Source organism: Jejubacter calystegiae (genome assembly GCF_005671395.1).
GTDB classification, from domain to species: domain Bacteria; phylum Pseudomonadota; class Gammaproteobacteria; order Enterobacterales; family Enterobacteriaceae; genus Jejubacter; species Jejubacter calystegiae.
In genome coordinates this window covers 1102652-1124839 of record NZ_CP040428.1, presented here as the reverse complement: position 1 = coordinate 1124839, position 22188 = coordinate 1102652, and the positions used below count along the sequence as shown (strand labels likewise).

The window sequence follows — 22188 nt, the reverse complement described above, 5'->3', positions numbered from 1 at the left end:
GCCCTGAAGACAAGGCCATTCAGCTCAGGGTGTCTATCCAGGGGCTCTGACGTGGGTGAGTCCGGCGATAGCAGTGCACCGAAACCGAAAGCTGCACCAGATCGGTAAATACCGTGGGGTCGAGCTGGGTCAGCTTTTTTATCTGCTGGAGTCGGTAGGTCAGGGTATTGCGGTGGATACCCAGTTGCTGCGAGCTTTTTCCGACCTCGCCATTGTTGGTGATAAAGCAGTCGAGGGTGTCGAGCAGCATTTCCCCGGAGTCGTGGGCCAGCAACAGGTGCACGTTATTTTTGAAAAAGTTGACCATGTAGCTGTTTTCCAGCACCTGGAACAGACAGAGCATAGCCATTTCCCGGAAGTAGTACACCTGACGCCGGGGCTCGACCTGGCTGCCGACCTCGATAACCGAACGGGCGAAGCGCACGGCTTCGCGAATCGCGTGGGTGTCGTCGGCGTTGACCCCGACGCCGATGTGATAGTGGCTAATCTGGCTGCTGAGAATAAAGCCAATCCGTTCCAGTAGCGTCTCCTGCGGCGCTTTAACCGACACCAGAATCAGAATTTCGTGGCTACTGAGCAGGATAACCTCATGGACGGCGGTAAGGCGGGAAAACTCCCGCAGCAGGGTGCCTAAAATATCGCTCAGACGATGCTGGGCGACCTCCAGCGCAATCACGATGGGCACCAGCGGCAGGCGCAGGGCAAAACCCATTTCGCCCAGGCGGCGCAGCGCCTCCTGGCCTTCGCGAGCCTCGCCGTGCTCCAGATACTGGCAAAACAGCGTATTGCGCAGGTGCTGGCGCCAGTTCATATCGCGCATCTCCAGCGCCTGGCGCACCAGCAGTTCGGCGGTGAGGATAGCCAGCTCGGCATAGCGTGAAATGGCCGTGGGATCGCCGCTAACTCCAATCACCATCACCACCTGCTCATCCACGAGTATCGGATGATTAATTCCCGGATTCACGTTCTTAAAGGGTGCGGCCTCGGCGGCATTATGAATGCAGATCCGCTTACTGGTGCGGATCACCTCGCGGGCCACTTCATGCTGTTCGCCAATGCGCTGGCGATCGCCGGAGGCGATAATGCGCCCGTGGTGATCGATAACATTCACGTTATGGTGAATGATGGCCATCGCCCGGCTGACTATCTCATTGGCCAGGGATTTTGTGATTACTCTGTTCATGCCTGATCCCGGGTCGCAGAGGGCGGGGAGCGCCGCCCGGCCAAAAAGGTGCGCAGCGCGTTTTCCGCCGTATCGGCCAGCAGGCGTTCGGCATCGGCCATCGCCTGCTCCAGACTCAGGGGACGCGGGCAGATGGACCACATGGCATCGATGTGGTGCTGATAGAGCTGGCGGCTGCTCTCGTCGCGCCCGCCGCACAGCGCAATCACCGGCGCCCCGTGGCGGGCGGCGGCGTGGGCGACTCCGATCGGGGCCTTGCCCCAGACGCTCTGGCTGTCCAGCCGTCCTTCGCCGGTAAAGACCAGATCGGCTTCGTGCAGCTGGGTATCGGCATTCAGCAGCGACAGCACCAGCTCAATCCCCGGTCGCAGCCGGGCGTCGGTATACCAGAGCAGGGCGGCGCCCATCCCTCCAGCGGCCCCGGCGCCGGGAACGCGGCTGACGTCGCGACCGGTGGCCAGGATGAGCCGCTGTGCGTAGTGGCTCATCCCCGCTTCCAGCCGGTTCAGCGTGGTGGCATCGGCCCCTTTTTGCGCCCCGTAGACCCGGGTTGCGCCCTGCTCGCCGAGCAGGGGATTAGTGACATCGCACGACGCCTGGACGCCGATCCGGGCCAGCCGCGGATCGAGCGCGCTAAGATCGATCCTGTCGACGCAGGCCAGATCGACCGCGGTTGCCGGGCATTTCAGCGGCGTGCCGTCGGCATGCCAGAAGCGGGCGCCCAACGCCTGGGCGAACCCCAGGCCGCCGTCGTTGGTCGCACTCCCGCCCAGCCCAATCACAATATCGCGACAGCCGACGTCGAGCGCAGCGCTCAGCAGTTCTCCCAGTCCGTAGCTGGTGGCGTGGCGCACGTCGCGCCGGGCTGCGGGGGTTAATTCCAACCCGCAGCACTGCGCCATTTCAATCAGGGCGCTACCGTCCGGGAGCTGCATAAACCCCGCTTCGGTCGGCTGACCATAGGGCCCGGTGATACGCCGTGCATGCCACTGTGCCCGGGCCAGCAGCGGGCTGTCCTGTAGTGCCGCGAGCATGCCTTCGCCGCCGTCGGAAATCGGCATTTCGATAAGGGTCAGTGAATCACTGACCCGGCGTAAGCCCTCCGCTACGGCCGAGCAGGCGGCCCGGGCGCTGCAGCTGCCTTTAAAGGAGTCCAGTGCGATAACGATTTTCATCTTATTATTCCTTTTCGCTGTAGGGTGGCCTCATTATCCCGACCGGGCCAGCGCCCGGCCGGTAATACCTGTCGTTCCTGCAGTCAGGATTTACTGCTAAGAGAAGGTTCGGGAAGCGGGCGCGAGTGCGACGGGCGAATAAACGCGCTGGCGATGGCGCCGACTATCAGCAGCGCGACGGCGAACCACAGGCCGGAGGTGGCGCTGCCGGTGCGGTCCTCGAATGCCCCCAGAATAAAGGGGCCGAGGAAGCCGCCGCACAGCCCCAGGCAGTTCAGCAGACCAAAGCTGCCCGCAAGCATACTTCCGCTCATCAGGTTCGGCAGGGTGCTGAAGATAACCGACTGCACCGTGAAGAACATAAAGGCCGCCAGACAGAAACCCACCAGCGCCAGGCTGTGCCCGGCGGTGGCGCCCAGCGTCATTCCTGCGGCCATCACCAGATAACCCAGCATTAACAGCCGCCGGGAACGCGCTTCGCTGCGGGCGAAACGAGGGAGCAGCACGCCGCCGATGGCCGCCGCAATCCACGGAATGGCGGTCAGCAGGCCAATCTGCAATGACGAAAGCTCGCCCCAGGCGCCGATAATGCCCGGTAGAAAGTAGCTCAGGCCGTAGACCGAAAACTGGTGAGTAAAGTAGATAAGCACCAGCAGCAGAAACAGGCGGGTGGTAAACGCCTTTTTCAGCGAAAATCCACCATCCGACTGTGGCGCTTCACGGGCTTCGCAGGCCAGCTTCTGCCCGATGAAGTCACTCTCCTGGCGGGTCAGCCAGGGGGCAGCGGCGGGTGTATCCGGCAGTTTGCGCCACACCACGAAGGCCAGTACTACGGCGGGCAGCCCTTCAATAAAGAACATCCACTGCCATCCGGACCAGCCCGCCAGGCCGTGCATTTCCAGCAGTATTCCACCCAGAGGTGCGCCGATGATATTAGCGAAGCAGACCCCCAGCAGGAACAGCCCGGTGGCTTTGGCGCGATCTTCCCGGCCAAACCACAGCGTCAGATAGTAGATAATGCCGGGATAAAGCCCTGCTTCGGCGGCGCCCAGCAGCAGGCGCATGGCATAGAACGACCAGGGGCCGGTGACAAAGGCCATGGCGCAGGAGATAACCCCCCAGGTCAACATAATGCGGGCTATCCAGAGTCGGGCGCCGACTTTAGCGAGCAGCAGGTTACTGGGGACCTCCAGCACCGCATAGGTCAGGAAAAACAGCCCGGCGCCAAGCCCGAAGGCGGTGGCGGACAGCCCCAAATCCACCGACATTGAGGCTTTCGCCATACCGATATTGGTCCGGTCAATAAAGCTGATGATGTAGGCGATAATCAGCAGCGGCATCAGGTGGCGATAGATCTTGCTGTTGATGCGCTGAGCTTCTGGTTTTATCTTTTCATGAGATGGTGACATGGTTACTATTCTCCCGTTGTCACGGTCAAATGCCTTCGTCGATCCCCGGGTGGTAACGGGTTGTCGGAGGACCTGAACCGAACGACGTCAGGCCCGATGCCCCACATCGGGCCTTTTCGCCTCTGAGTTACTCGCCTTCGTGCTCGAATAACATGGACATGCCCTGACCGCCGCCGGCACAGAGCGTGACCAGCCCGCTGCGGGCGCCGCTGCGCTCCATTTCATACATCAGCCTGACGGGCAGAATGGCGCCGCTGGCGCCCACCGGGTGCCCCAGCGCAATCGCGCCGCCGTTAACGTTGACCCGCTCAGGGTCGAGCCGCAGCTCCTGAATCACCGCCAGCGCCTGGGCGGCGAACGCTTCGTTAAGTTCAATCAGATCCACCGACTGAATGTCCCGGTCCAGCCGCGCCATCAGGCGGCGGGTGGCCGGTACCGGGCCGATGCCCATAATGGCGGCGTCGCAGCCCGCCACCGCCCAGCCGCTAATCGACATCCTGGGGCGCAGGCCGCGGCGTTCAGCTTCGGCGCGGGTCATCATCACCAGCGCGGCGGCGCCGTCGTTAATACCGGATGAATTGGCCGCCGTGACGCTGCCGCCGCTGCGAAACACCGGGCGTAGCGTGGCGAGCTTGTCGCGCGGGGTGTCGCGTGGGTGCTCATCGGTATCGAACCGGCGGGTGCCTTTTTTCCCTTCCGGCACGTCCATCGCCAGGATCTGTTCCCGGAATCGTCCTTCGGCGATGGCGCGCAGCGCCTTCTGCTGGCTGTGCCTGGCGAAATCGTCCATGGCCTCGCGGCTGATGCCAAAGCGTTCGGCGACATTCTCGGCGGTGGTGCCGTTGTGCCACGGACCCTCCGGCCAGGTCAGTATGGTGGTTAAGCCATCCTCCAGTTCGCCGTGTCCCATCCGGTAGCCTTCGCGGGCCCGGCGCAGGTAGTAGGGGAGCTGGGTCATGTTTTCAGTGCCGCAGGCCACCACGACGCTGGCCTGGCCGGTTTGCAGCGACATCATGCCGTCGGCCAGCGCCTGAAGGCCCGAGGCGCACTGGCGGTTGACCGACCAGGCGGTGGTCTCTTCCGGCAGCCCGGCGCGCAGTTGGCAGACGCGGGCGATAAAGCCGCTTTCGGCTATCTGGCCGACGTTGCCCACCACCACTTCATCGACCGCTTCCGGGGGAAGACCCGCCCGTGCGACCGCCTCGCGGATAACGGCGGCCGCCAGGTCGTGCTGGTGGGTATGGCTGAAGCTGCCGCCAAAGGTGCCAATGGCGGTACGCACGCCGCTGACGATGACAATATCGTTGGGTTGTTTCATGTGGTTCTCCTTACAGCACCATGCCGCCGCCAACGTTAATCACTTCGCCGTTGATGTAGCGGGCGCCGTCCGAAGCCAGAAACGCCACGCATTCGCCGACGTCGGCCGCATCCCCGGCATAACCGGCGGGAATTTTGCTAATCATCAGATCCCAGACCTTTTCCGGCACCCCGCGGGTCATCTCGGTATCGATAAAGCCCGGGCAGATGGCGTTGACGGTGACGCCCTTTTTCGCCAGTTCACGGCAGGCGGTTTTGGTCAGCCCGACCACGCCCGCTTTAGAAGCGGCGTAGTTCGACTGCCCCACATTGCCGAGCCAGCTGGCGGAAGCGATGTTGATAATGCGACCGCCCCCGGCCTCGCGCATCAGGCGGGCGGCCTGCTGCATACACAGAAAGGTGCCTTTCAGGTTGATATCGATGACCATGTCCCAGTCGGCCTCGCTCAGCTTATGCAGCATGGCGTCGCGGTTGATGCCGGCGTTATTGACCAGGATATTGATGCCGCCGGCCCATTCCTGCGCCCTGGCGAATAGCGCCTCTACCTGAGCGGGGTCGGCAATATTGCAGGCGATAAACAGCGCTTCGTGACCGGCGCTGCGCAGGGTATCGGCGGCGCGTTCTCCCTGGTCGCCGATATCGGCGATAACGACCCGGGCGCCTTCCCGGGCCAGTACCTGGGCGATGCCCAGGCCAATGCCGCGGCCTGCGCCGGTGACAATGGCGGTTTTATTGGCGAGTTTCATAGCGTATTTCCCTGTTGAGTGGCGGCCGACAGCTGTCCGGCCAGGTTAAAGGGGGCGTTCTGGAACAGCGCGCTATCCATGACGGCCAGGTTTTCTGCTATCTGCGGGCGAAATGCCATCTGGTCCAGAATGTCGCGTTGCAGGTCGACTCCCGGGGCGATCTCGATAAGCACCGGCCCTTCGGGGCGCAGCTCGAAAACGGCGCGCTCGGTGACGTAGTGCATGGTCTGGCCGTTGGCCCTGGCCTGTTCGCCGTTGTATGAGATCTGATTGACAAGGCTTACCAGCTTGCAGACGTCGCCCTCGCGCAGGATCTGCAACTCACCGTTCTGGCAGGCGATTTCCAGTCCCCGGGCGGTGAAAGAGGAACAGAACACCACGTGGCGGGCATTCTGGGTGATATCGATAAAGCCCCCGGCGCCGGGGCAGACGCTGCCCAGTCGGGTGGCGTTGACGTGGCCGTTGGGGTCCATTTCACCGGCGCCCATAAAGGTGATATCCACCCCGGCGCCGTTGTAATAGAGCATCTGATCGCGGTGATTGATCATGGCGCTCAGGTTGCGGCCAATGCCGAAGTCGATGCCGCCCTGCTGCAGGCCGCCGTAGATACCGGACTCCACGGTAATGGTCACCTGGTCCGCGACTTTCTCTTCATGGATGATGGCGCCGATCACGTCGTTGGGAATGCCGGTGCCCAGGTTGATCACGCAGCCCGGGGTCAGGAAACGACAGGCGATACGGCCAATCAGCTTGCGCAAATCGAGCGCCAGGGGGGTGGTGCCGTCTTCCGGGATGCGGGTATCGCCGCACAGCGCCGGATCGAAGGCGCAGCTTGAGGTCTGGCGGTGATCGCGATCTGGCTGCTCGCACACCACGATGGCGTCGATAAGCGTTCCCGGCACCGTCACCTGCCTGGGGTGCAGGGTGTGGCGGGCCACGCGGTATTTCACCTGGGCCAGCACCCTGGCGCCATAGCGTTTCGCCGCCAGGACCGCGGGCAGCAGTTCCAGCTTCATCGCCTCTTCGTCGGTGGTGAGATTGCCGTCTTCATCGGCATGGGTGCCGCGAATAATCACCACGTTGAGCGGTATTGCCGGGTAAAACAGCCAGGGCTCGCCGCGAAAGCTCACCTTTTCCACTAACTGACCGCACTCCCGGGTGCGGGCGTTCATCCGCCCGCCCTCGACGTCGGGATCGACAAAAGTGCCCAGTCCCACCCGCGACAGACGCCCGTCCAGACCGGCGGCCATATCGCTGTAGAGGTGCACCATCTGCCCCTGGGGCAGACACCACGCCTCGACCTCATCGCGGTCGATCATCGCCATCCAGCGCGGCGCCAGCCCCCAGTGCGAGCCAATCAGCCGGGTGACCATCCCCGGGTGGGCAAAGTGCTGATTGCCGCGCTGGCGATCGCTCTGACCGGCGGCGTGCACCAGGGTCAGGTCGCGCGGTTCGCCGCCGGACAGAAAGCGCGCTTCGATGGCGCTGAGTATCGACCCGGCGGCGCCGATAAGCGTCATGCCGACCGTACAGACGGTATCGCCGTTTTGAATCATGGCCGCCGCCAGGTCGGCGCGGATAAATTTAGTGGTCACAGTCGTCTCTCCCGTTAATCCATGGAATATGCCCGGCCAGCTGTTCACGGAGCTGGCATTTGCTTATTTTTCCGTTGTGGGTGCGCGGCAGCGTGTGGGTGAAAATGATGTGGGCCGGTATCTTGAAGCGCGCCACCCGCCCTTTGAGCCAGGCGACTATCTCGTCGCGGGTCAGGCGGTGGTGGCTGTCGGGGACGATAAAGGCCACCGGCTCCTCGCCGTAGACCGGGCTGGGGGCCGGGATAATGGCCACCTCTTCAACGCCGGGGTAGGTGGAAAGCAGGTTTTCCAGATCGATGGAGTAGATCTTCTCGCCGCCGCGATTGATCATGTCTTTGCTGCGATCTTTAACAAACAGGTAGCCATCAGAGTCCAGATAGCCCAGATCGCCGGTGGCGAACCAGCCGTTTTCATCGCAGGCGGGGCGCCAGGCCGAGGGCTGCCAGTAGTGGCGAATAACTACCTCGCCGCGCAGCCAGATTTGGCCAATTTCTCCGTCCGGCAGTGGCCGTTTGTGGTCATCGAGAATCGCCACCTCCAGTCCGGGGATCGGCCGACCGGCGCTGCCGGGCCGGGCGCCATCGGCGGCATCTTCACACAGCAGCGTGGCGGGCGAGGTGGTCTCGGTCAGCCCGTAGATGGGGTGGATAGCGGTATGGGGAAAGCACTCTTTAAGCTCGCGAATCAGCCCCTGGTTCAGATGCCCGGCGCCGCAGGCAATGGCGCGCAGGGCAGGGAAATTTTCCGGCACCGGCTGCTCAGTGGCCCGCACGGCCTGGCACAGCAGAATAAACACGGTCGGCGAGCCGTGCAGAAACGAGATATTGCGCTCGCGTACGGTATTGACCACTTCCCGCGCATTAAAACGCTGCTGCAGCCAGATGGCGCCGCCCAGATAGATAAACAGCGCCAGCAGGGCGGAAAGACCGGTGATGTGATAAATCGGCACCGCCAGCACGGTGCTGTCGCGATGGCTCAGCTTCAGCTCTTTGGCATAAGCCTGAACCGCATGCAGCAGGTTGCCATGGCTGATCACCGCCCCTTTCGGGCTGCCGGTGGTGCCGGAGGTAAACATGATGACCGCCGTATCTTCCGGGCCAACCCCGGGGAGCGGCCCGCTCAGGGGGGCGGGCAGGGTCAGCGCCTGCCATTCGGCCAGCGAGACGCAGCGCGCTCCCGGAGTGCGGGAAAGCCACTCCTGGTGGCCGTGATGCCACAGCACCGCATCAGGCGCGATATGGTCAATCAGGCTTTTGCCTTCGGCTTCCGGCAGCTTGGTGCTGAACGGCACGACTTCGATGCCGAGCCCCAGCGCGGCGAAAAACAGCTCGCAGAACGCCGGGTGATTGCCCCAGGCCAGGACAATACGATCCCCCTGGTTAAGTCCCCAGCCGTGGCTGAGCTGAGCCATGGCGCTCTGCACCCGATGGTGGAACTCCCGATAGCTGTAGCGTTGCTGTTCAAACGCCAGCGCCAGGGAATCGGGATAGCGTTGCGCGCTGTGGCACAGCATCTGGTACATATTGGAAGCGTTAGTGCCGCTCGTCATCTCTCTCTCCTGGCAATGCCAAATACATTGCCAGCAGTCTAGAGAGCGGGGAGGGAGGATATTGGGTGGCTGTTCACAACAAAAAACACACAATAAATCATCATTGTTGTAACTTTGCACAACGCCAGGAGAGCCGGATCATAGTTTTTCCGCTACATATCTGATTACAGAAAACCGCCGTTGGATGTGGGTATTGCACACTTTCCGCAACAACCTTAAGTTAACAATTTAATAACATTCCATCTGCTTCTACGGCCCGACAGGCCAGGACGGCCTTCTATAAAAAAGAAATAAGGACAGAAAGTTATATCAGGAGATACCATGAAAACGTTCCTGTTCAGCCGCTATACCTGTTTTGTACTCTGCATCATTCTGACCCTGATTTCGCTGGCGATGATCCCTCAGTCGCTCTGGTTTCTGGTGCCCATGGCGCTGTTCGGCGCGTTGACTGCGCTGGGGGTGCTGGATCTGACCCAGACCCGCCATGCCATCTGCCGTAACTATCCGGTGATTGGACGGTTGCGTTTCTTCTTTGAATTTATCCGCCCCGAGGTGCGCCAGTACCTGCTGGAAGAGGATCAGGAGCAGGTGCCATTTTCCCGGGCCCAGCGCTCGCTGGTCTATCGCCGGGCTAAAAACGAGATGGGCGACAAACCCTTCGGTACGCTGCTGGATGTGTATGTCACCGGCTATGAGTGCATTGGCCATTCCATGTATCCGGTCCCGGCGGCGGATCCCGCCTCTTTCCGGGTGACGATTGGTGGACCGGCGTGCCAGCAGCCTTATTCGGCGTCGATCTTCAATATTTCGGCAATGAGCTTCGGCGCGCTGTCGGCCAATGCGATTCGCGCCCTGAATCGCGGCGCGGCGAAAGGCAATTTCTATCACGATACCGGCGAAGGCAGTATCAGCCGCTACCACCGGGAATATGGCGGCGATCTGGTATGGGAGCTTGGCAGCGGCTACTTCGGCTGCCGTACCGTCGATGGTCGTTTCGATCCCGAACGTTTCGCCGCCCAGGCGCGGATGCCTCAGGTGAAGATGGTGGAAATCAAGTTGAGCCAGGGGGCGAAACCGGGCCATGGCGGTATTCTGCCAGGCAGTAAAGTGGATGCCGAAATCGCCGCCGCGCGTGGGGTGCCGGAAGGGGTGGACTGTATCTCGCCTGCCTCTCACAGCGCCTTCAGCACGCCGCTGGAGATGATGGAATTTATCGCCCAACTGCGTGAGCTTTCCGGCGGTAAGCCGGTGGGCTTTAAACTCTGTATCGGCCACCCTTGGGAATTTGTCGCTATCGTGAAGGCGATGCTGGAAACCGGCATTACGCCGGACTTTATTGTGGTGGACGGCAAAGAAGGCGGCACCGGCGCCGCGCCGCTGGAGCTTTCCAACTATATGGGGATGCCGCTGCGCGAAGGCCTGCTGTTTGTGCATAACGTCCTGGTGGGCTGCGGGCTGCGCGACAAAATCCGCATTGGCGCCAGCGGTAAGATTATCAGCGCCTTCGATATCGCCTGCATGATGGTACTGGGAGCCGACTGGGTGAACTCGGCCCGCGGATTTATGTTTGCGGTGGGTTGTATTCAGTCCCAGAGTTGCCACACCAATCGTTGTCCGGTTGGTGTCGCGACTCAGGATCCCCAACGCCAGAAGGCGCTGGTGGTGCCGGATAAAGCCGAGCGGGTTTACAACTTCCATCACAACACTATTAAAGCGCTGGCGGAGATGCTGGCGGCGGCAGGGGTCAGCCGCCCTGAGGACCTGACTTCACACCATATGTTGCGCCGCATTGCGCCTACCGAAATTAAGGCTTACTCGGATATCTATTTCTATCTGGAGCCCGGCGCTCTGCTGGAGCCAGAGATCGCCAGCGAGTTTTACGCTCGCATGTGGCGGATGGCCTCGCCGGACTCTTTCGAACAGGCAATGGCTGCCTGACAATCAGGTTCACTTCTTGTCAGCCGACCATCGCTGTCGGCTGATATCACGAAATAAGTTTCATATTTGAGAATATTTTTGGATATTATTCGCAAATTCTGACACCAGACCACAGTATTAATAGTATTGCGTTATAGCTCAAAGTTTGAACCTTGACTCCCATATCGCCCCATGAGATTTTCCCGGTATCAAATAATATATCGGGTATCATATTTGAAACTATAAAATAATAACCACTGCTATTTATAATGTTTTGTTTCGCCGGTGAAACCAGGCGACCTGTCAATAACGCAGATAAATAATCTGTGGTGGTGGGCTATTGCTTATTTAATGTAAGGGAGTGGGCTATGCGGAAAATAATAATATCACTATTGGTGGGCGGATTGACTGCGGGAGCGGCTCCGGCAATGGCCGTGGGTAAGCCGTTTCCCCATATTGGATGGCGCAGCGCGGACGGTAACGCCGGGCTGGATATCGGTGGCGCACTGCGTGCCAATTATCGCTATGAAGACTGGCAGGGAAGTCATTATCGTAATCCCCCTCACTTACGCTTTGATACGTTCAGAATAGACAGCAGTGGCTATTATAATAATTATTTTTTCGATGCCGGGTTCTGGTTTCAGGATAATCGAAAATATGCCATCGATCGGGCGTTTGTGGGTTATCGGTTTAATCAGAATAATAGCGTTCAACTGGGTATTCCCGGAAAGCCTTTTGGGCTTGAACCCTATCCCCAGTTTGGCTGGTCGTATGGTATTCCGTTTTATTTAGGTTTTGGCGTCAATGCCGCAAGCGGCATTAAATATCAGTACCATGATAATCACTGGTCGTTAGATGTGGCTTATTTCCCGTGGATGGAGCCGGAAAATCTGCGCTATGCCCCGGAGGTGGGGGACTACAGCCGTCTGAAAAACACCATATATCCCACTCAACATCAGCAGCGTAACGAAAAGCGCGACCAGGTCAATGTACGGCTGGCCCGCGAATTTCAGTCTGGCGACTGGCGCAACGAGCTGGGAGGATCTCTGGCGCTGGCGCGCCTGCATAATCGCGATACCGGCGATGACGGCAGCTTCTGGGCGGCGGGTCTGCATGGGCGTTTGCAGAACGGTCCCTGGCAGCTTTCATCCCAGTTGATTCGCTACCAGTACTCACCCAAAAACCCCACGGGTGTGGATGACGATACAGTACTGATGGGCGGCAACGGCCTGACCCCGGCTTACCTGATCCCGGCAAAGGCGACCACCGCGTCGCTCAATCTGGCCCGGGACGTGGATGTGAAGTGGGGGCCGGTATCGAAATTGCGTTTCTACAATGACTACAGCGTGTTGTGGAAAGATAAAGGCGACTGGAGTGACTCGCAGATGAACACCGTGGGGGTGCAGGTTTTCGCCATGCCGGTGATGTTCTGGGTGGACTTTAGCTGGGCGAAGAACGTGAATCCATGGGGCGGTGCGCTCAACGCCACCGGCTGGACCAATACCGAGTCTCAGGGCAGCGGCAAGTGGTATTTCCGTACCAACGTTAATATTGGCTATTACTTCTGAGATTTTCCGCGCAGGGTGTCTGAAAAAACAGCAGTCAGCAAACGTTTTCGTAGATCGTAAAATGAGGGTTATGTATTACTTTTTAAAAATTTTTAGTCTTATATTCTGGATGACAGCGTCGGTTTTTGGGGATCTGTTTCTGGTTTGACATTTTGCCAGAATATCACTCCGTTGAAAGGAAGCAAACGTTTGCGCTCAGCACTGGATTGCAACCCTTCAGATGATGATAATCGCAGCCTTGTGTGGCATGGCACCCCGGGGCGGGGCCTTGTATGGGCCATATTTCCGCGTGGTATCGACCTGTTTAAAGGGACGAGCCAGGCGGATGGGCAGGTGCTGCACCATTTATTTTGGCTCTTTTTTGTTTTCATCATCAGGGTATCAACATGAACAAATGTTGGGAAGCAGGGGTAAACGGCGCACGGCGCGCAGGGATATCATCATTATTCGTTGGCGGGGCTGCGGTCTGTCTGGCGCTGGCATTGCCTCTGAGCGCGCAGGCGGCTGTCTCCTTTAAGTCTGACAGCGCCTGTTTCGACAGCAACGGCAACGTCAGCAGTCTGGCCGATGCCTTTAGCTGCGGTAAGGTTAGCGGCAGCGCCCGGGCGCTTTACTACACCACCCATAACGCCTATTTCTCTAAAGGTTTTAATCAGGACACCATCAGCTACGGCGGTTTTGTGAAGTATGAAACCGCGCCTCTGTACGGTTTTAACGTCGGGGTCAGCGGCCTGTTCCTGCGCGGTATCAATCACCCGCCCGAAGAGCGCGTCATTAGCGATATTGGCGATAACCAGACCAATATCGGCGAAGCTTGGCTGACCTGGCGTCACGGCGATTTCCGCATTACCGGCGGTAATCAGCGTCTGGATCTGCCTTTTGTCGGCGACTACGACTGGCGTATCACCCCTATCCTCTATCAGGCGGTAGATATGCAGTACGGCAGCGGCGATGACTTCCTGCGCGCTACTAAAATCTGGCGCTATAAAGGCTGGGGCAGCGATCAGGTTAAGCGCACCACCGCCTACACCGAAGTGGACGAGAAGACCGACGGCATGTGGGCTATCGGTGCCGGACATCACCTGATGTGGGACGACAAAAAGCTGACCGGCCAGATGTGGTATGAAAGCTATGACGACTTCTCTAACATCTTCTATACCGAAGGCCATATTCAGTGGCAGCAGGCGCCGCTGAGCCCGGACTTCGGCTTGCAGTTTATTCGCGGCACCAGTGAAGGTAAGGCGCTGGTGGGCGAGGTGGATAACCGTTCCTTTGGCGCCCAACTGGCGCTGACGCTGACTCCGAACCTCTCCTGGGCCATGGGGTATGACCATATCGCCGCCAGCGGCAACAGCTATGGTTACGGATCGCTGGTGACCCCTTACGCACACAATACCGCCTCTGGCCCTTATTTCGCGCAGCCGTATTTCACCAGCACTCAGGATCTGGGCAGCGGCAACGCCTGGGCCACCAACCTGAACTGGCAGGCCAGCGAAAGCCTGACCATGGGGGCGCGCTATTCATGGATGGATCTCACGCCGTCGGTGGATTCCGGTAGCCTGCGTCAATCTGAATATCTGCTCTACTTCATCTGGAACTTCCAGGGCGCGCTGAAAGGCCTGAGCCTGAGCGACTTCGTCGGCGTTCAGACTTCACCGCTGTATGAGAAAGACTTCTGGCAGAATCGCCTGACGCTTCAGTACGACTTCTGATCCCCCGGACGGGGCGTTCTGTCCCGTCCTCTTTCCTCCAGGCTGCTATACTCATTCGGATAAAGAAAGACCGTTAACATTAAGGATGAGTTTATGAAATCACTGAAATTTTTTCTTCTGGGTAGCGTGTTGTCCGTGCCGATAAGTGCCCTGGCGGACAATCCCTTCGCCGGGTTGCAGTTTCAGCAGCAGCGTGCGCAGATCGTGAAAGAGATGCGGGCGAAGTGCGGTGTCAGTCTGGAGCAGAGTGATACCGAATGGCAGAACCGCCTGCTGGGGATGGAGGGTAATAAAGAGAATATTCAGCAGGCGACTCAGGCGATGCAGCGTAAAAATCAGCAGCAGTATGACGCTGCTATTAAGCAGATCAAATGCCCTGAATAGCGCTGTGTTCTGAGCGCCACGCCTGTGGCGTTCAGATTGCTGACAACGTCGCTTCTGGTTGCGCTGTGCTTTGGAAATCCAGACAAATCGCTGATGCTTCTCTTCCCATCCTGAAAATCCGATGCCATCCAGATTCGGCGAGCCGCAATAATCTTGTCTATGTTTATTCCCTGGGGGTTGGTGCGTTGCTTTTGATGCGCTGAACTTTCACACGCCATTTTTTATCCCGGGGGTGACATGTTTCAACTTTCCAGGAAAAAAAGTCTGATTTGCCTGTCGGTTTTTCTGGGGGTTTCCGGCAGCCAGGCGGCCACGGTGGCCGTGAGTAAAATGGATCCCGCCCCCGATGATACTGCCTGGACTCAGGCGAATGGCATCTCGGCAGATGGCTCGGTGCTGGTGGGATACATCGGCGGTGTAAATAACAACAGCGAGTCGGCGGCTTACTGGGCCGGAGATGATTACGGCGCTGAACAGTTGATGAATAGTGATTATTCCAGTGCGTTCGGTATCTCTGATGATAAAAGCACTATCGTTGGTTTCGCCAATATCGATACGCTGGGTAATCGGGCGATGGTCTGGCAAGGAGAAGAGCAGATAGATTTGGGCTCCCTGCGATCGGATATTTACGGTAACTCGGTGGCTAACGCTATCTCGGCGGACGGCACCACGATCGTCGGGGCCGGGGACAGTGATGCCGGTCCCACTCATGCGGCCGTGTGGTCTGGTGCGGATTATGGCGCAAAGCAGGATCTGGGAACGCTGCGTAGCGATAATGGCGGTGTTTCCCAGGCCATGGCCGTTTCCGGCGAGGGGCGTGTAGTTGCCGGGGTCTCGGCAACGGATAGCGCAGAACAGCGGGCGGCGATATGGTCCGGCGATGGTCTGGCCACGCAGGGCGACCTGGGCACGCTGCGAGCAGACAATAGCGGGCATTCCATGGCGCGCGCGTTGTCTGGTGATGGCAGCGTGGCGGCCGGTGAGGCCGAAACGGATACCAGCAACACGCTCCACGCGGCGGTCTGGTCCGGTACTAACTGGAGCACCAAAACCGATCTCGGTACGCTGCGGGCCGATAACAGCGGAAATTCGGTGGCTTATGCTCTATCTGACGACGGTAGCGTGGCTGTCGGTCAGGCGGACAGTGATGATAACGTTTCCCGCGCGACTTGGTGGTCAGGGGAGGGCTATGCCACAAAGGTCGATCTTGGCACTTTGACCAGCGGCAACTGGGGCAGCTCAGTTGCCTATGCAGTCTCTGCCGATGGAACTGTTGCTGCCGGACAGTCGGTTACTGAAACCGGTAATACTCACGCTGTTGTCTGGAAGATTGTCGATGATTCCAGACTTCCAACGGATGATCCCGCCCCGCAACCTGCTCCTCTGCCGACACCGGATGTGCCCACGCCGGACGAGCCTGACGCTCCCGGTGAGCCGGATAATCCAAATCCACCGCCGGACAATCCCACGCCGCCGGATGACCCGGATCGGCCGACGCCTTCACCCGATCCCGAACCTTCACCGACGCCCACGCCCGCGCCGAATCCTTCACCACCGACCCCAACCCCGTCGCCGACACCAATACCTCAGGTCATTATGGTGGATGCGACCAACACCCTTGAGACCGTCGCGCAACTGGGCGGGGACACTTTTTCGGTGATGGAGATGCAGCGTTGGGGGCTGGGGAGGTTACAGGAAGGGTGCCAGTGGCGCGGACAGGGGGATCTTTGTTATTCCATTTACGCCGGGATGATGGGCGAAGGGGGAAACCGGGATGCACCGGCGGGTATCCGGATGGGATACGGGGTTACTGACAATTTTGCGATTGGTGGCAGTCTGGAACATTCTCTCGATAGCTCTCTGCCAGAGAGCTATCGCAAAGACAACAACAACATCGGATTAGGGCTTTATGGCGTATGGCATGCACCCCTGAACGGGGGCGAAGGGGAATGGTATTTGCGTGGCGCGCTGGCAGGAAATCGTTTTGATGTCAGTATCCGCCGCCCGTACAGGGATCACACTGAATCGGGAAGAGGCGACAGTGACATTAAGGGCTGGAGCGCTTCGCTGGAAGGCGGGCAAAATTTGCAGGTATGGCATCAGCATCAGGCCGGATGGTATGCCGGGTTGCGTTACAGCGACTTGCGGCAAACCGGTTATACCGAAAAAGGGGTGGTCTTCCCTGTGGATTATGACGAGGTGAATTATCGAACCACCTCTGCTTACCTGGGGGGGCATTACAGTATCCCGTTGAGTGAAGAGGTGGCGTGGGTCAGTCGTGCAGAAGTGGAACAGGATCTGGATAAAGACGAGCCGTCACTGTCGGCGGATATTCCCTGGATGGGTTCGTACCGCAAAGATGCCGATATTTCCCATACCCGTGGTGAGATAAGCTCCGGGCTGGTCTGGAATCTGAACCAGGATATGCAGATTGCCTTGATGCCCTCGGTGGGGCGTTCGGCGCTGAGCGATACCGTCTGGGGCGGCACGCTCAGCTTTAGCGGCCATTTTCGCTAGTCGTTTAGCCCAGAATCCCCATCTGGCGCAGCGTGGAAAAGCTTTCCTGAGTCCCGCCCTGAGGGTGATATTCCAGGCTTACCCAGCCCTGATAGCCGGAATTATCGATCAGGGTAAACAGCTTCTCGAAATCCACCTCGCCGGTGCCGGGCTGGTGGCGCCCGGGGACGTCGGCTATCTGAATATGGGCAATCCTGTCCATATGGCTCTTCAGCACCGAGAACGGATCTTCACCGGCGCGCAGCGAGTGCCAGAGATCGAACTGAATGGCGATATTGTCGCTATCCACTTTTTCAAACAGGGCCAGCGCCTGTTCGACGTTAGAGATCACGGCGCCGGGCACGTCGTTGCGGTTAATGGGCTCCACCACTAACTGAACGTCGATATCCGCCAGCGCCCGGGCCGCCATGGTCATGTTTTCCACAAGCGTTGGCCAGGGCTGCGCATCGTTGCCTTCGGGGCCGGAAGGGCAGTTAATGCGCGGCGGCCGCAGGGCCTTACCGTAGGCGACGGCCTGATCCAGCCCTGCCCGGAAATCGTCGCACCGCGATGGCTGCGAGGCAAAGCCGCGTTCGCCTGCGTCCCAGTCGCCCAGCGGCATATTAAACAGCACCAGCTCCTGCTGATTACGTTCCAGCGCCTGGCTAAAAGTTTCTGCCGGTGTGCCGTAGGGGAAGAAAAACTCCACGGCCTGAAAGCCATCGGCGGCGGCCCTGTCGAAGCGCTCCAGGAACGGATATTCGGGGTACAGCATGGTCAGGTTAGCGGCAAAACGCAGCATAAAAACTCCTTACATCGTCATAACGGATATCGGCTGTTAACGGGCCGGGGCCTGGTCCAGCGCGTCTGGTACGCCGGGCTTGTGAAAGCGAATCACCAGAGTGCCGAGCACATAAAGGCCAGAACAGACAGTGAAGAAGGTGAGCACGCCGGTGAAGCTATTGGTGGCCTGCAAAATCAGCCCCACCACGATGGGAACCAGAATACCGCCGACGCTGCCTGCCATATTCATGGTGCCGCCCACCAGGCCTACCCGGGATTTATGGGCCAGTAGCGCAGGCAGACTCCAGTAGATACCGCCGCCGCCGGTCAGGAAGAACGAGGCGACAGAAAGCATCATCACGGCGCTTATCGGATCGCTGATGCCAGGCAGCAGCAGGAAGATAGTCAGAGTCACCAGTCCGGAAATGGCGATCAGGCTTTTCACGGCAAGGCCGTGGCGCATGCCGCGTTTTACCAGAAAATCGACCAGGAACCCGGCGCTCAGCGAGCCCAGAGCCCCCATCATAAAGATGATAAAGGTGGCGTTACCGATGGCCTTAAGGTCGAAGCCGCGCGCCTGGGCCAGGTAGCTGGGCCCCCAGGTCAGCAGGCCGAAGTAAATCATCGCCCAGGTGGCGCGGCCGAACATAATGCCCACCAGCGAACGGGTATCGATGCCCATACCTTTACAGGGCGCTTCTTCCTCGTTGTTACGGGCGGCTTCATCATCGGCCTGAATCAGCGCCAGCTCGGCGGCATTCACGCGCTTATCTTCGGTGGGTTTATCGCGCAGCTTGAACCAGGCCAGCAGCGCCAGCGACATGCTGAACACCCCGGCGACCACAAAGGCCAGACGCCAGGAGTCGAGCAGGTCTATCAGATACGCGATGATCAAGCCTCCTACAGCCACGCCCAGCGGGCTGCCGCAGTCCATTATCGAAGCGCCGCGACCACGCTCGGCCCGGGCCAGCCAGGTGGAGCTCATCTTGGCGCCGGAAGGGGAAACCGGCGTTTCCGCCACTCCCAGCGCGATACGGGCGAAGATAAGCGACAGGCCGCCGGTCGCCAGCGCCAGGCCAATCTGGCTGGCGCCCCACAGTACCGTAGAGGTGGTCAACACCTTACGGGGACCAAAGCGGTCCAGCGCCCAGCCGCCGGGGATCTGCAACAGCGCGTATGACCAGAAAAAGCTGCTGAGAATCAGCCCCTGCATGGTCGGCGACAGGTGGAACTCTTCTTTGATATAGGGGATGCCAATGGAGATAGTGATGCGGTCCATCAGATTGACCGCCAGCAGGAAGAAGAGCACCGCAAAAATCCGCCAGCGGACTCGGGTGGGTTGTTCCTGTGTGGCAGACAGCGGGGGGGTTGAAATGCGCATATCGGTTCTCCGTTGCTATCGTCACAGGCGCCTGTCGCGCCCCAGGCGCTAAGGCAGACGTCCGGAATTTCCGGCGGTGGCCAGCGGTGTGATGTTTGTTCAGATGTTCATAACAGTAACTTGTGTTTAAGAAAGTAGAGGGAATTCTGATGTGAAAAAATGAAAGGAATCACAAAAAACGAAAACGATGGAATAAAAATAGAGGATTTTTTTATTTCCCTCTCATGAATGAGAACATTTGTTCGTATTTTTATTTTACATATATCATTTGTTTGGCTTTTTAATTCTACCAGGTAATTATTCGGGTTTGTTAATTACCGTTATCATCATTTCTTGCAACGGATTTTTGTTTTCATTTAATTGTTTTATAATGATTTTATTTTAATTGTTTTATTCTGATATTAACGCGTAAATGCTATGGACAATAATTCGTTATGATGTTATTGAAACGATGGTTATTTCATTTTATAACCGTATCATTGGTGTGGCTTAATAGGGTTTTAGAAATATCTTGTTTTATATTTCACTAAATTATGTGATTTGTATCACCCTCAGTTATTTGCCATTTCTGCTTTGATAAGATTGAACATAAGTATTTGGTTAAAACGAATGAACGCCGTTCAGGAAACCGAGCCTGGCCGCGTTTGGATAAGGAGCATAATAATGTCTGGATCCTCCGCGCGGCTGGTTCCCTCTGCCCATATCGCTGAACTCTTTTTTCCCCTGATGGCCTCGGAACCCCAGGTCGTCGAGACGGTCCGGCGCATTGCCGGGTTCGGGTACTACCGGGCCGTTGAGACCGGCATTATCACCGGCTCCCGGGAAAGAGAGGCGTTGCGCGAACGGGTCGCCTCCACGCCGCTGATACTGACCCAATGGCTGACCTTTGCGCTACTTAACGAGCAGCTTAACCTGAGTAGTCTTGATCCGGCGCTACGCCGCAAGTCGGTAGCCAGAGCCCGGGAACTGGCGCATCTGGCTGCGGAGTGCGGCACCCGTAAGCTTTCGCTGGTGAGCGGTGCCGACCCCGGCGAGGCTCGCCGTGATGAAGCGCTGGCCGCCTTTGGCGATTCGCTGGTGGCGCTGGGGGAAACGGTCAGTCAGTACCCGGATATGATTCTGCAACTGGAGCCGCTGGACCGCTTTGCCCATAAGCGCCAGCTCATCGGATTTAGCGACGAGACGGCGAGGTGGATGCAGGCGCTGCGCCCCGACTGCCCGAAGCTTTATATCGCCTGGGATAGCGCTCACGTGGCGCTTAATCAGGAAGCGCTGGCCACCTCGCTGCGCCAGTGCGCGCCGCTGATGTCGCAGCTGCATCTCTCTAATGCGATTCTCGACCCGGCGCAGCCCGGCTATGGCGACTACCACATGAAGTTCGGCGCACCGGGTTTTCTGACGGCTGAGGTGGCCCGGGAGATCATTACGGTAGCCCGTAGCCTGGAACCGCCACCGGAGCTGGATGAAATTACCATCGCCATTGAAATGCGCACCACAGAACAGGACGATTTGTGGGCAAATGAGCGCGAATGCCGGGAGTTTTTACAGGCGGCTATGGCGTAAAGTGCGGGCCGCACGCTGCGGCCCGCACAGAGATTACAGCGGATAACCGAGCAGGGCTTCTAGCTGCTGACGTGAGCGTTTCAGCACCTCAAGGCTAATGGCGGGATCCACCGGTTGTGATGCCCGATGGGGCAGAGTATCGCTGCTGCGATGCATCCGCAGTGGAATCTCCAGGCTACAGGGAATGGCGCGTTGCTCAAGTTCGCGCAGCAGCGGCTGGTAGTCCAGCACGCCTTCGCCAATAGCCGGGAAGAAGAACTCGCCCTCTTTGCACAGCACATCTTTAATATGGGCGTGACGCGCGCCGGGTAGCATATGAATGCATTCGTTAATGGCATCGCGCTCCGGGCGCAGCGAAACGGTGTTGCCCGGATCGATATTAAAAGCGACCGCCGGGCTATTGATAGCCTCCAGCAGCGCCATACCCTCTTCGGCGACGGCAAAGACATCGTAATTGGGATCGCCGCCGTTTTCGATGCAGATAACGCAGCCGCTGTCGGCGGCCAGCGGCGCCAGTTCCTGCAGGTTGGCGATAATGGTCTGCCGGTCTTCGCGTTTGCCGATACAGGCGTTAAGGAAGGTGGCGCCGATGCGGGTGGCAAACTGAATCCGCGTTGTAAACTGCGCCACGGCGTCTGGCGCCGCCAGGTTCATGGTGCAGCCCAGCGCCCGGGTCTGTAACTGGTACTTTTCCAGTAGATCCAAAATCCGTGCGGCGTTTTCCGGGCCGAACAGCGATGGGTCCAGATTCCCCACGTAGCCCTGATTGTACGCCAGTTCGATATAGCGAAAACCGGCTTCCCGGATGGTACTGAAAGCCACTTCCGGTTCCACGCCGTCGAACATGGCGGTATTAACGCCTGGCTCCAGTTTTTGTTGCATCTTTGCGCTCCTTAGCTGCCCTGATGTGCCTGATGCTCGTAGTAGCTGATGCGCTCCACTTTCGGGCCGGAGCGGCCGGATTCGAATTCGCTTTCCAGCCAGGCATCCACCAGAGATTTCGCCAGTTCGGGGCCGATGACCCGGGCGCCCATGGTCATGATTTGGGCATTATTGCTCTTGCGGGCCCGTTCGGCAGAGTAGACATCGTGGCACTGGGCCGCCCGAACGCCGGGGACCTTATTGGCGACGATCGCCATGCCGATACCGGTTCCGCACAACAGAATACCGCGCTCAAACTTGCCTTCGCTAATGGCCGTTGCCAGATGGAAGGCGATATCCGGATAGATTTGATCGTTATCGACCACGTCGTGGCTGAAGTCTTTTACGTCGATCCCCTTTGCCTGCAGGTGTGACTTTACGATGTTTTTCATCTCGGTTGCCGCGTCGTCGGCGCCGATTGCGATAGTCGCCATAGTGTTTACCTCCGGTGGTTGTCGTGTCGCCCTTCCGTGGTTCGTTCAGATGCTT

The 22188-nt window shown here is 58.7% G+C and carries 17 protein-coding genes; 6 read left to right on the top strand and 11 right to left on the bottom strand.

Annotated elements, in window-relative coordinates; translation table 11 throughout:
• Window positions 1-19: 19 nt before the first annotated feature.
• From FEM41_RS05205 to FEM41_RS05175, 7 genes are all read right to left on the bottom strand, one after another.
• A complete protein-coding gene (locus FEM41_RS05205; protein WP_138094983.1) occupies window positions 20-1183 on the bottom strand; it encodes a CdaR family transcriptional regulator in 1164 nt (387 codons plus the stop codon).
• Window positions 1180-2358, bottom strand: a complete 1179-nt coding sequence (locus FEM41_RS05200; protein WP_138094982.1) for a glycerate kinase — start codon at window positions 2356-2358, stop codon at window positions 1180-1182. The genes FEM41_RS05205 and FEM41_RS05200 overlap by 4 nt, the downstream gene beginning before the upstream one ends.
• Window positions 2359-2441: 83 nt before the next feature.
• Entirely contained in the window at window positions 2442-3767 is a 1326-nt protein-coding gene (locus FEM41_RS05195) for an MFS transporter (protein ID WP_196240478.1), read from the bottom strand.
• 127 nt (window positions 3768-3894) lie between these two features.
• Window positions 3895-5085 carry a thiolase family protein gene (locus tag FEM41_RS05190; protein ID WP_138094981.1) on the bottom strand — a complete coding sequence of 397 codons (1191 nt, stop codon included), beginning with the start codon at window positions 5083-5085 and terminating at the stop codon, window positions 3895-3897.
• Between the two features lie 10 nt (window positions 5086-5095).
• Entirely contained in the window at window positions 5096-5830 is a 735-nt protein-coding gene (gene fabG, locus FEM41_RS05185) for a 3-oxoacyl-ACP reductase FabG (RefSeq protein ID WP_138094980.1), read from the bottom strand.
• A complete protein-coding gene (locus FEM41_RS05180; RefSeq protein WP_138094979.1) occupies window positions 5827-7425 on the bottom strand; it encodes an acyl CoA:acetate/3-ketoacid CoA transferase in 1599 nt (532 codons plus the stop codon). The genes fabG and FEM41_RS05180 overlap by 4 nt, the downstream gene beginning before the upstream one ends.
• A complete protein-coding gene (locus tag FEM41_RS05175) occupies window positions 7415-8974 on the bottom strand; it encodes a class I adenylate-forming enzyme family protein (protein ID WP_138094978.1) in 1560 nt (519 codons plus the stop codon). Before FEM41_RS05175 ends, FEM41_RS05180 begins: the two co-directional genes overlap by 11 nt.
• Before the next feature lie 321 nt (window positions 8975-9295).
• Between FEM41_RS05175 and FEM41_RS05170 the strand changes: the two genes are divergently transcribed.
• From FEM41_RS05170 to FEM41_RS05150, 5 genes are all read left to right on the top strand, one after another.
• Window positions 9296-10912, top strand: coding sequence for an FMN-binding glutamate synthase family protein (locus tag FEM41_RS05170; protein ID WP_138094977.1), 1617 nt, complete (start codon window positions 9296-9298; stop codon window positions 10910-10912).
• A 347-nt stretch (window positions 10913-11259) separates the two neighbouring features.
• Window positions 11260-12459 (top strand): hypothetical protein, encoded by a 1200-nt coding sequence (locus tag FEM41_RS05165; RefSeq protein ID WP_138094976.1) that lies wholly within the window; start codon window positions 11260-11262, stop codon window positions 12457-12459.
• A 386-nt stretch (window positions 12460-12845) separates the two neighbouring features.
• Entirely contained in the window at window positions 12846-14171 is a 1326-nt protein-coding gene (locus FEM41_RS05160; protein WP_138094975.1) for an OprD family outer membrane porin, read from the top strand.
• A gap of 93 nt (window positions 14172-14264) precedes the next feature.
• Complete coding sequence (locus FEM41_RS05155) at window positions 14265-14555, top strand: YicS family protein (protein ID WP_138094974.1); 291 nt, start codon at window positions 14265-14267, stop codon at window positions 14553-14555.
• A 237-nt stretch (window positions 14556-14792) separates the two neighbouring features.
• Entirely contained in the window at window positions 14793-17072 is a 2280-nt protein-coding gene (locus FEM41_RS05150) for an autotransporter domain-containing protein (RefSeq protein ID WP_138094973.1), read from the top strand.
• Window positions 17073-17076: 4 nt separating this feature from the next.
• Here the strand turns inward: FEM41_RS05150 and FEM41_RS05145 are convergent, their stop codons facing one another.
• Window positions 17077-17853 (bottom strand): hydroxypyruvate isomerase family protein, encoded by a 777-nt coding sequence (locus FEM41_RS05145; RefSeq protein ID WP_138094972.1) that lies wholly within the window; start codon window positions 17851-17853, stop codon window positions 17077-17079.
• A gap of 36 nt (window positions 17854-17889) precedes the next feature.
• Window positions 17890-19215 (bottom strand): MFS transporter, encoded by a 1326-nt coding sequence (locus FEM41_RS05140; RefSeq protein WP_138094971.1) that lies wholly within the window; start codon window positions 19213-19215, stop codon window positions 17890-17892.
• Between the two features lie 663 nt (window positions 19216-19878).
• Between FEM41_RS05140 and FEM41_RS05135 the strand changes: the two genes are divergently transcribed.
• Window positions 19879-20778 carry a sugar phosphate isomerase/epimerase family protein gene (locus tag FEM41_RS05135; RefSeq protein WP_168198763.1) on the top strand — a complete coding sequence of 300 codons (900 nt, stop codon included), beginning with the start codon at window positions 19879-19881 and terminating at the stop codon, window positions 20776-20778.
• 33 nt (window positions 20779-20811) lie between these two features.
• On the opposite strand, the gene FEM41_RS05130 is transcribed toward FEM41_RS05135, so the two are convergent.
• Window positions 20812-21660 carry a sugar phosphate isomerase/epimerase family protein gene (locus tag FEM41_RS05130; protein ID WP_138094969.1) on the bottom strand — a complete coding sequence of 283 codons (849 nt, stop codon included), beginning with the start codon at window positions 21658-21660 and terminating at the stop codon, window positions 20812-20814.
• 11 nt (window positions 21661-21671) lie between these two features.
• Window positions 21672-22133, bottom strand: a complete 462-nt coding sequence (locus FEM41_RS05125; RefSeq protein ID WP_138094968.1) for an RpiB/LacA/LacB family sugar-phosphate isomerase — start codon at window positions 22131-22133, stop codon at window positions 21672-21674.
• Between the last annotated feature and the right edge of the window lie 55 nt (window positions 22134-22188).

Excerpts from the sequence above, each read along its gene's own strand:
- FEM41_RS05205 (WP_138094983.1), bottom strand. The coding sequence starts at position 1,183 with ATGAACAGAGTAATCACAAAATCCCTGGCCAATGAGATAGTCAGCCGG.
- FEM41_RS05200 (WP_138094982.1), bottom strand. The coding sequence starts at position 2,358 with ATGAAAATCGTTATCGCACTGGACTCCTTTAAAGGCAGCTGCAGCGCC.
- FEM41_RS05195 (WP_196240478.1), bottom strand. The coding sequence starts at position 3,767 with ATGTCACCATCTCATGAAAAGATAAAACCAGAAGCTCAGCGCATCAAC.
- FEM41_RS05190 (WP_138094981.1), bottom strand. The coding sequence starts at position 5,085 with ATGAAACAACCCAACGATATTGTCATCGTCAGCGGCGTGCGTACCGCC.
- fabG (WP_138094980.1), bottom strand. The coding sequence starts at position 5,830 with ATGAAACTCGCCAATAAAACCGCCATTGTCACCGGCGCAGGCCGCGGC.
- FEM41_RS05175 (WP_138094978.1), bottom strand. The coding sequence starts at position 8,974 with ATGACGAGCGGCACTAACGCTTCCAATATGTACCAGATGCTGTGCCAC.
- FEM41_RS05170 (WP_138094977.1), top strand. The coding sequence starts at position 9,296 with ATGAAAACGTTCCTGTTCAGCCGCTATACCTGTTTTGTACTCTGCATC.
- FEM41_RS05165 (WP_138094976.1), top strand. The coding sequence starts at position 11,260 with ATGCGGAAAATAATAATATCACTATTGGTGGGCGGATTGACTGCGGGA.
- FEM41_RS05160 (WP_138094975.1), top strand. The coding sequence starts at position 12,846 with ATGAACAAATGTTGGGAAGCAGGGGTAAACGGCGCACGGCGCGCAGGG.
- FEM41_RS05155 (WP_138094974.1), top strand. The coding sequence starts at position 14,265 with ATGAAATCACTGAAATTTTTTCTTCTGGGTAGCGTGTTGTCCGTGCCG.
- FEM41_RS05150 (WP_138094973.1), top strand. The coding sequence starts at position 14,793 with ATGTTTCAACTTTCCAGGAAAAAAAGTCTGATTTGCCTGTCGGTTTTT.
- FEM41_RS05145 (WP_138094972.1), bottom strand. The coding sequence starts at position 17,853 with ATGCTGCGTTTTGCCGCTAACCTGACCATGCTGTACCCCGAATATCCG.
- FEM41_RS05140 (WP_138094971.1), bottom strand. The coding sequence starts at position 19,215 with ATGCGCATTTCAACCCCCCCGCTGTCTGCCACACAGGAACAACCCACC.
- FEM41_RS05135 (WP_168198763.1), top strand. The coding sequence starts at position 19,879 with ATGTCTGGATCCTCCGCGCGGCTGGTTCCCTCTGCCCATATCGCTGAA.
- FEM41_RS05130 (WP_138094969.1), bottom strand. The coding sequence starts at position 21,660 with ATGCAACAAAAACTGGAGCCAGGCGTTAATACCGCCATGTTCGACGGC.
- FEM41_RS05125 (WP_138094968.1), bottom strand. The coding sequence starts at position 22,133 with ATGGCGACTATCGCAATCGGCGCCGACGACGCGGCAACCGAGATGAAA.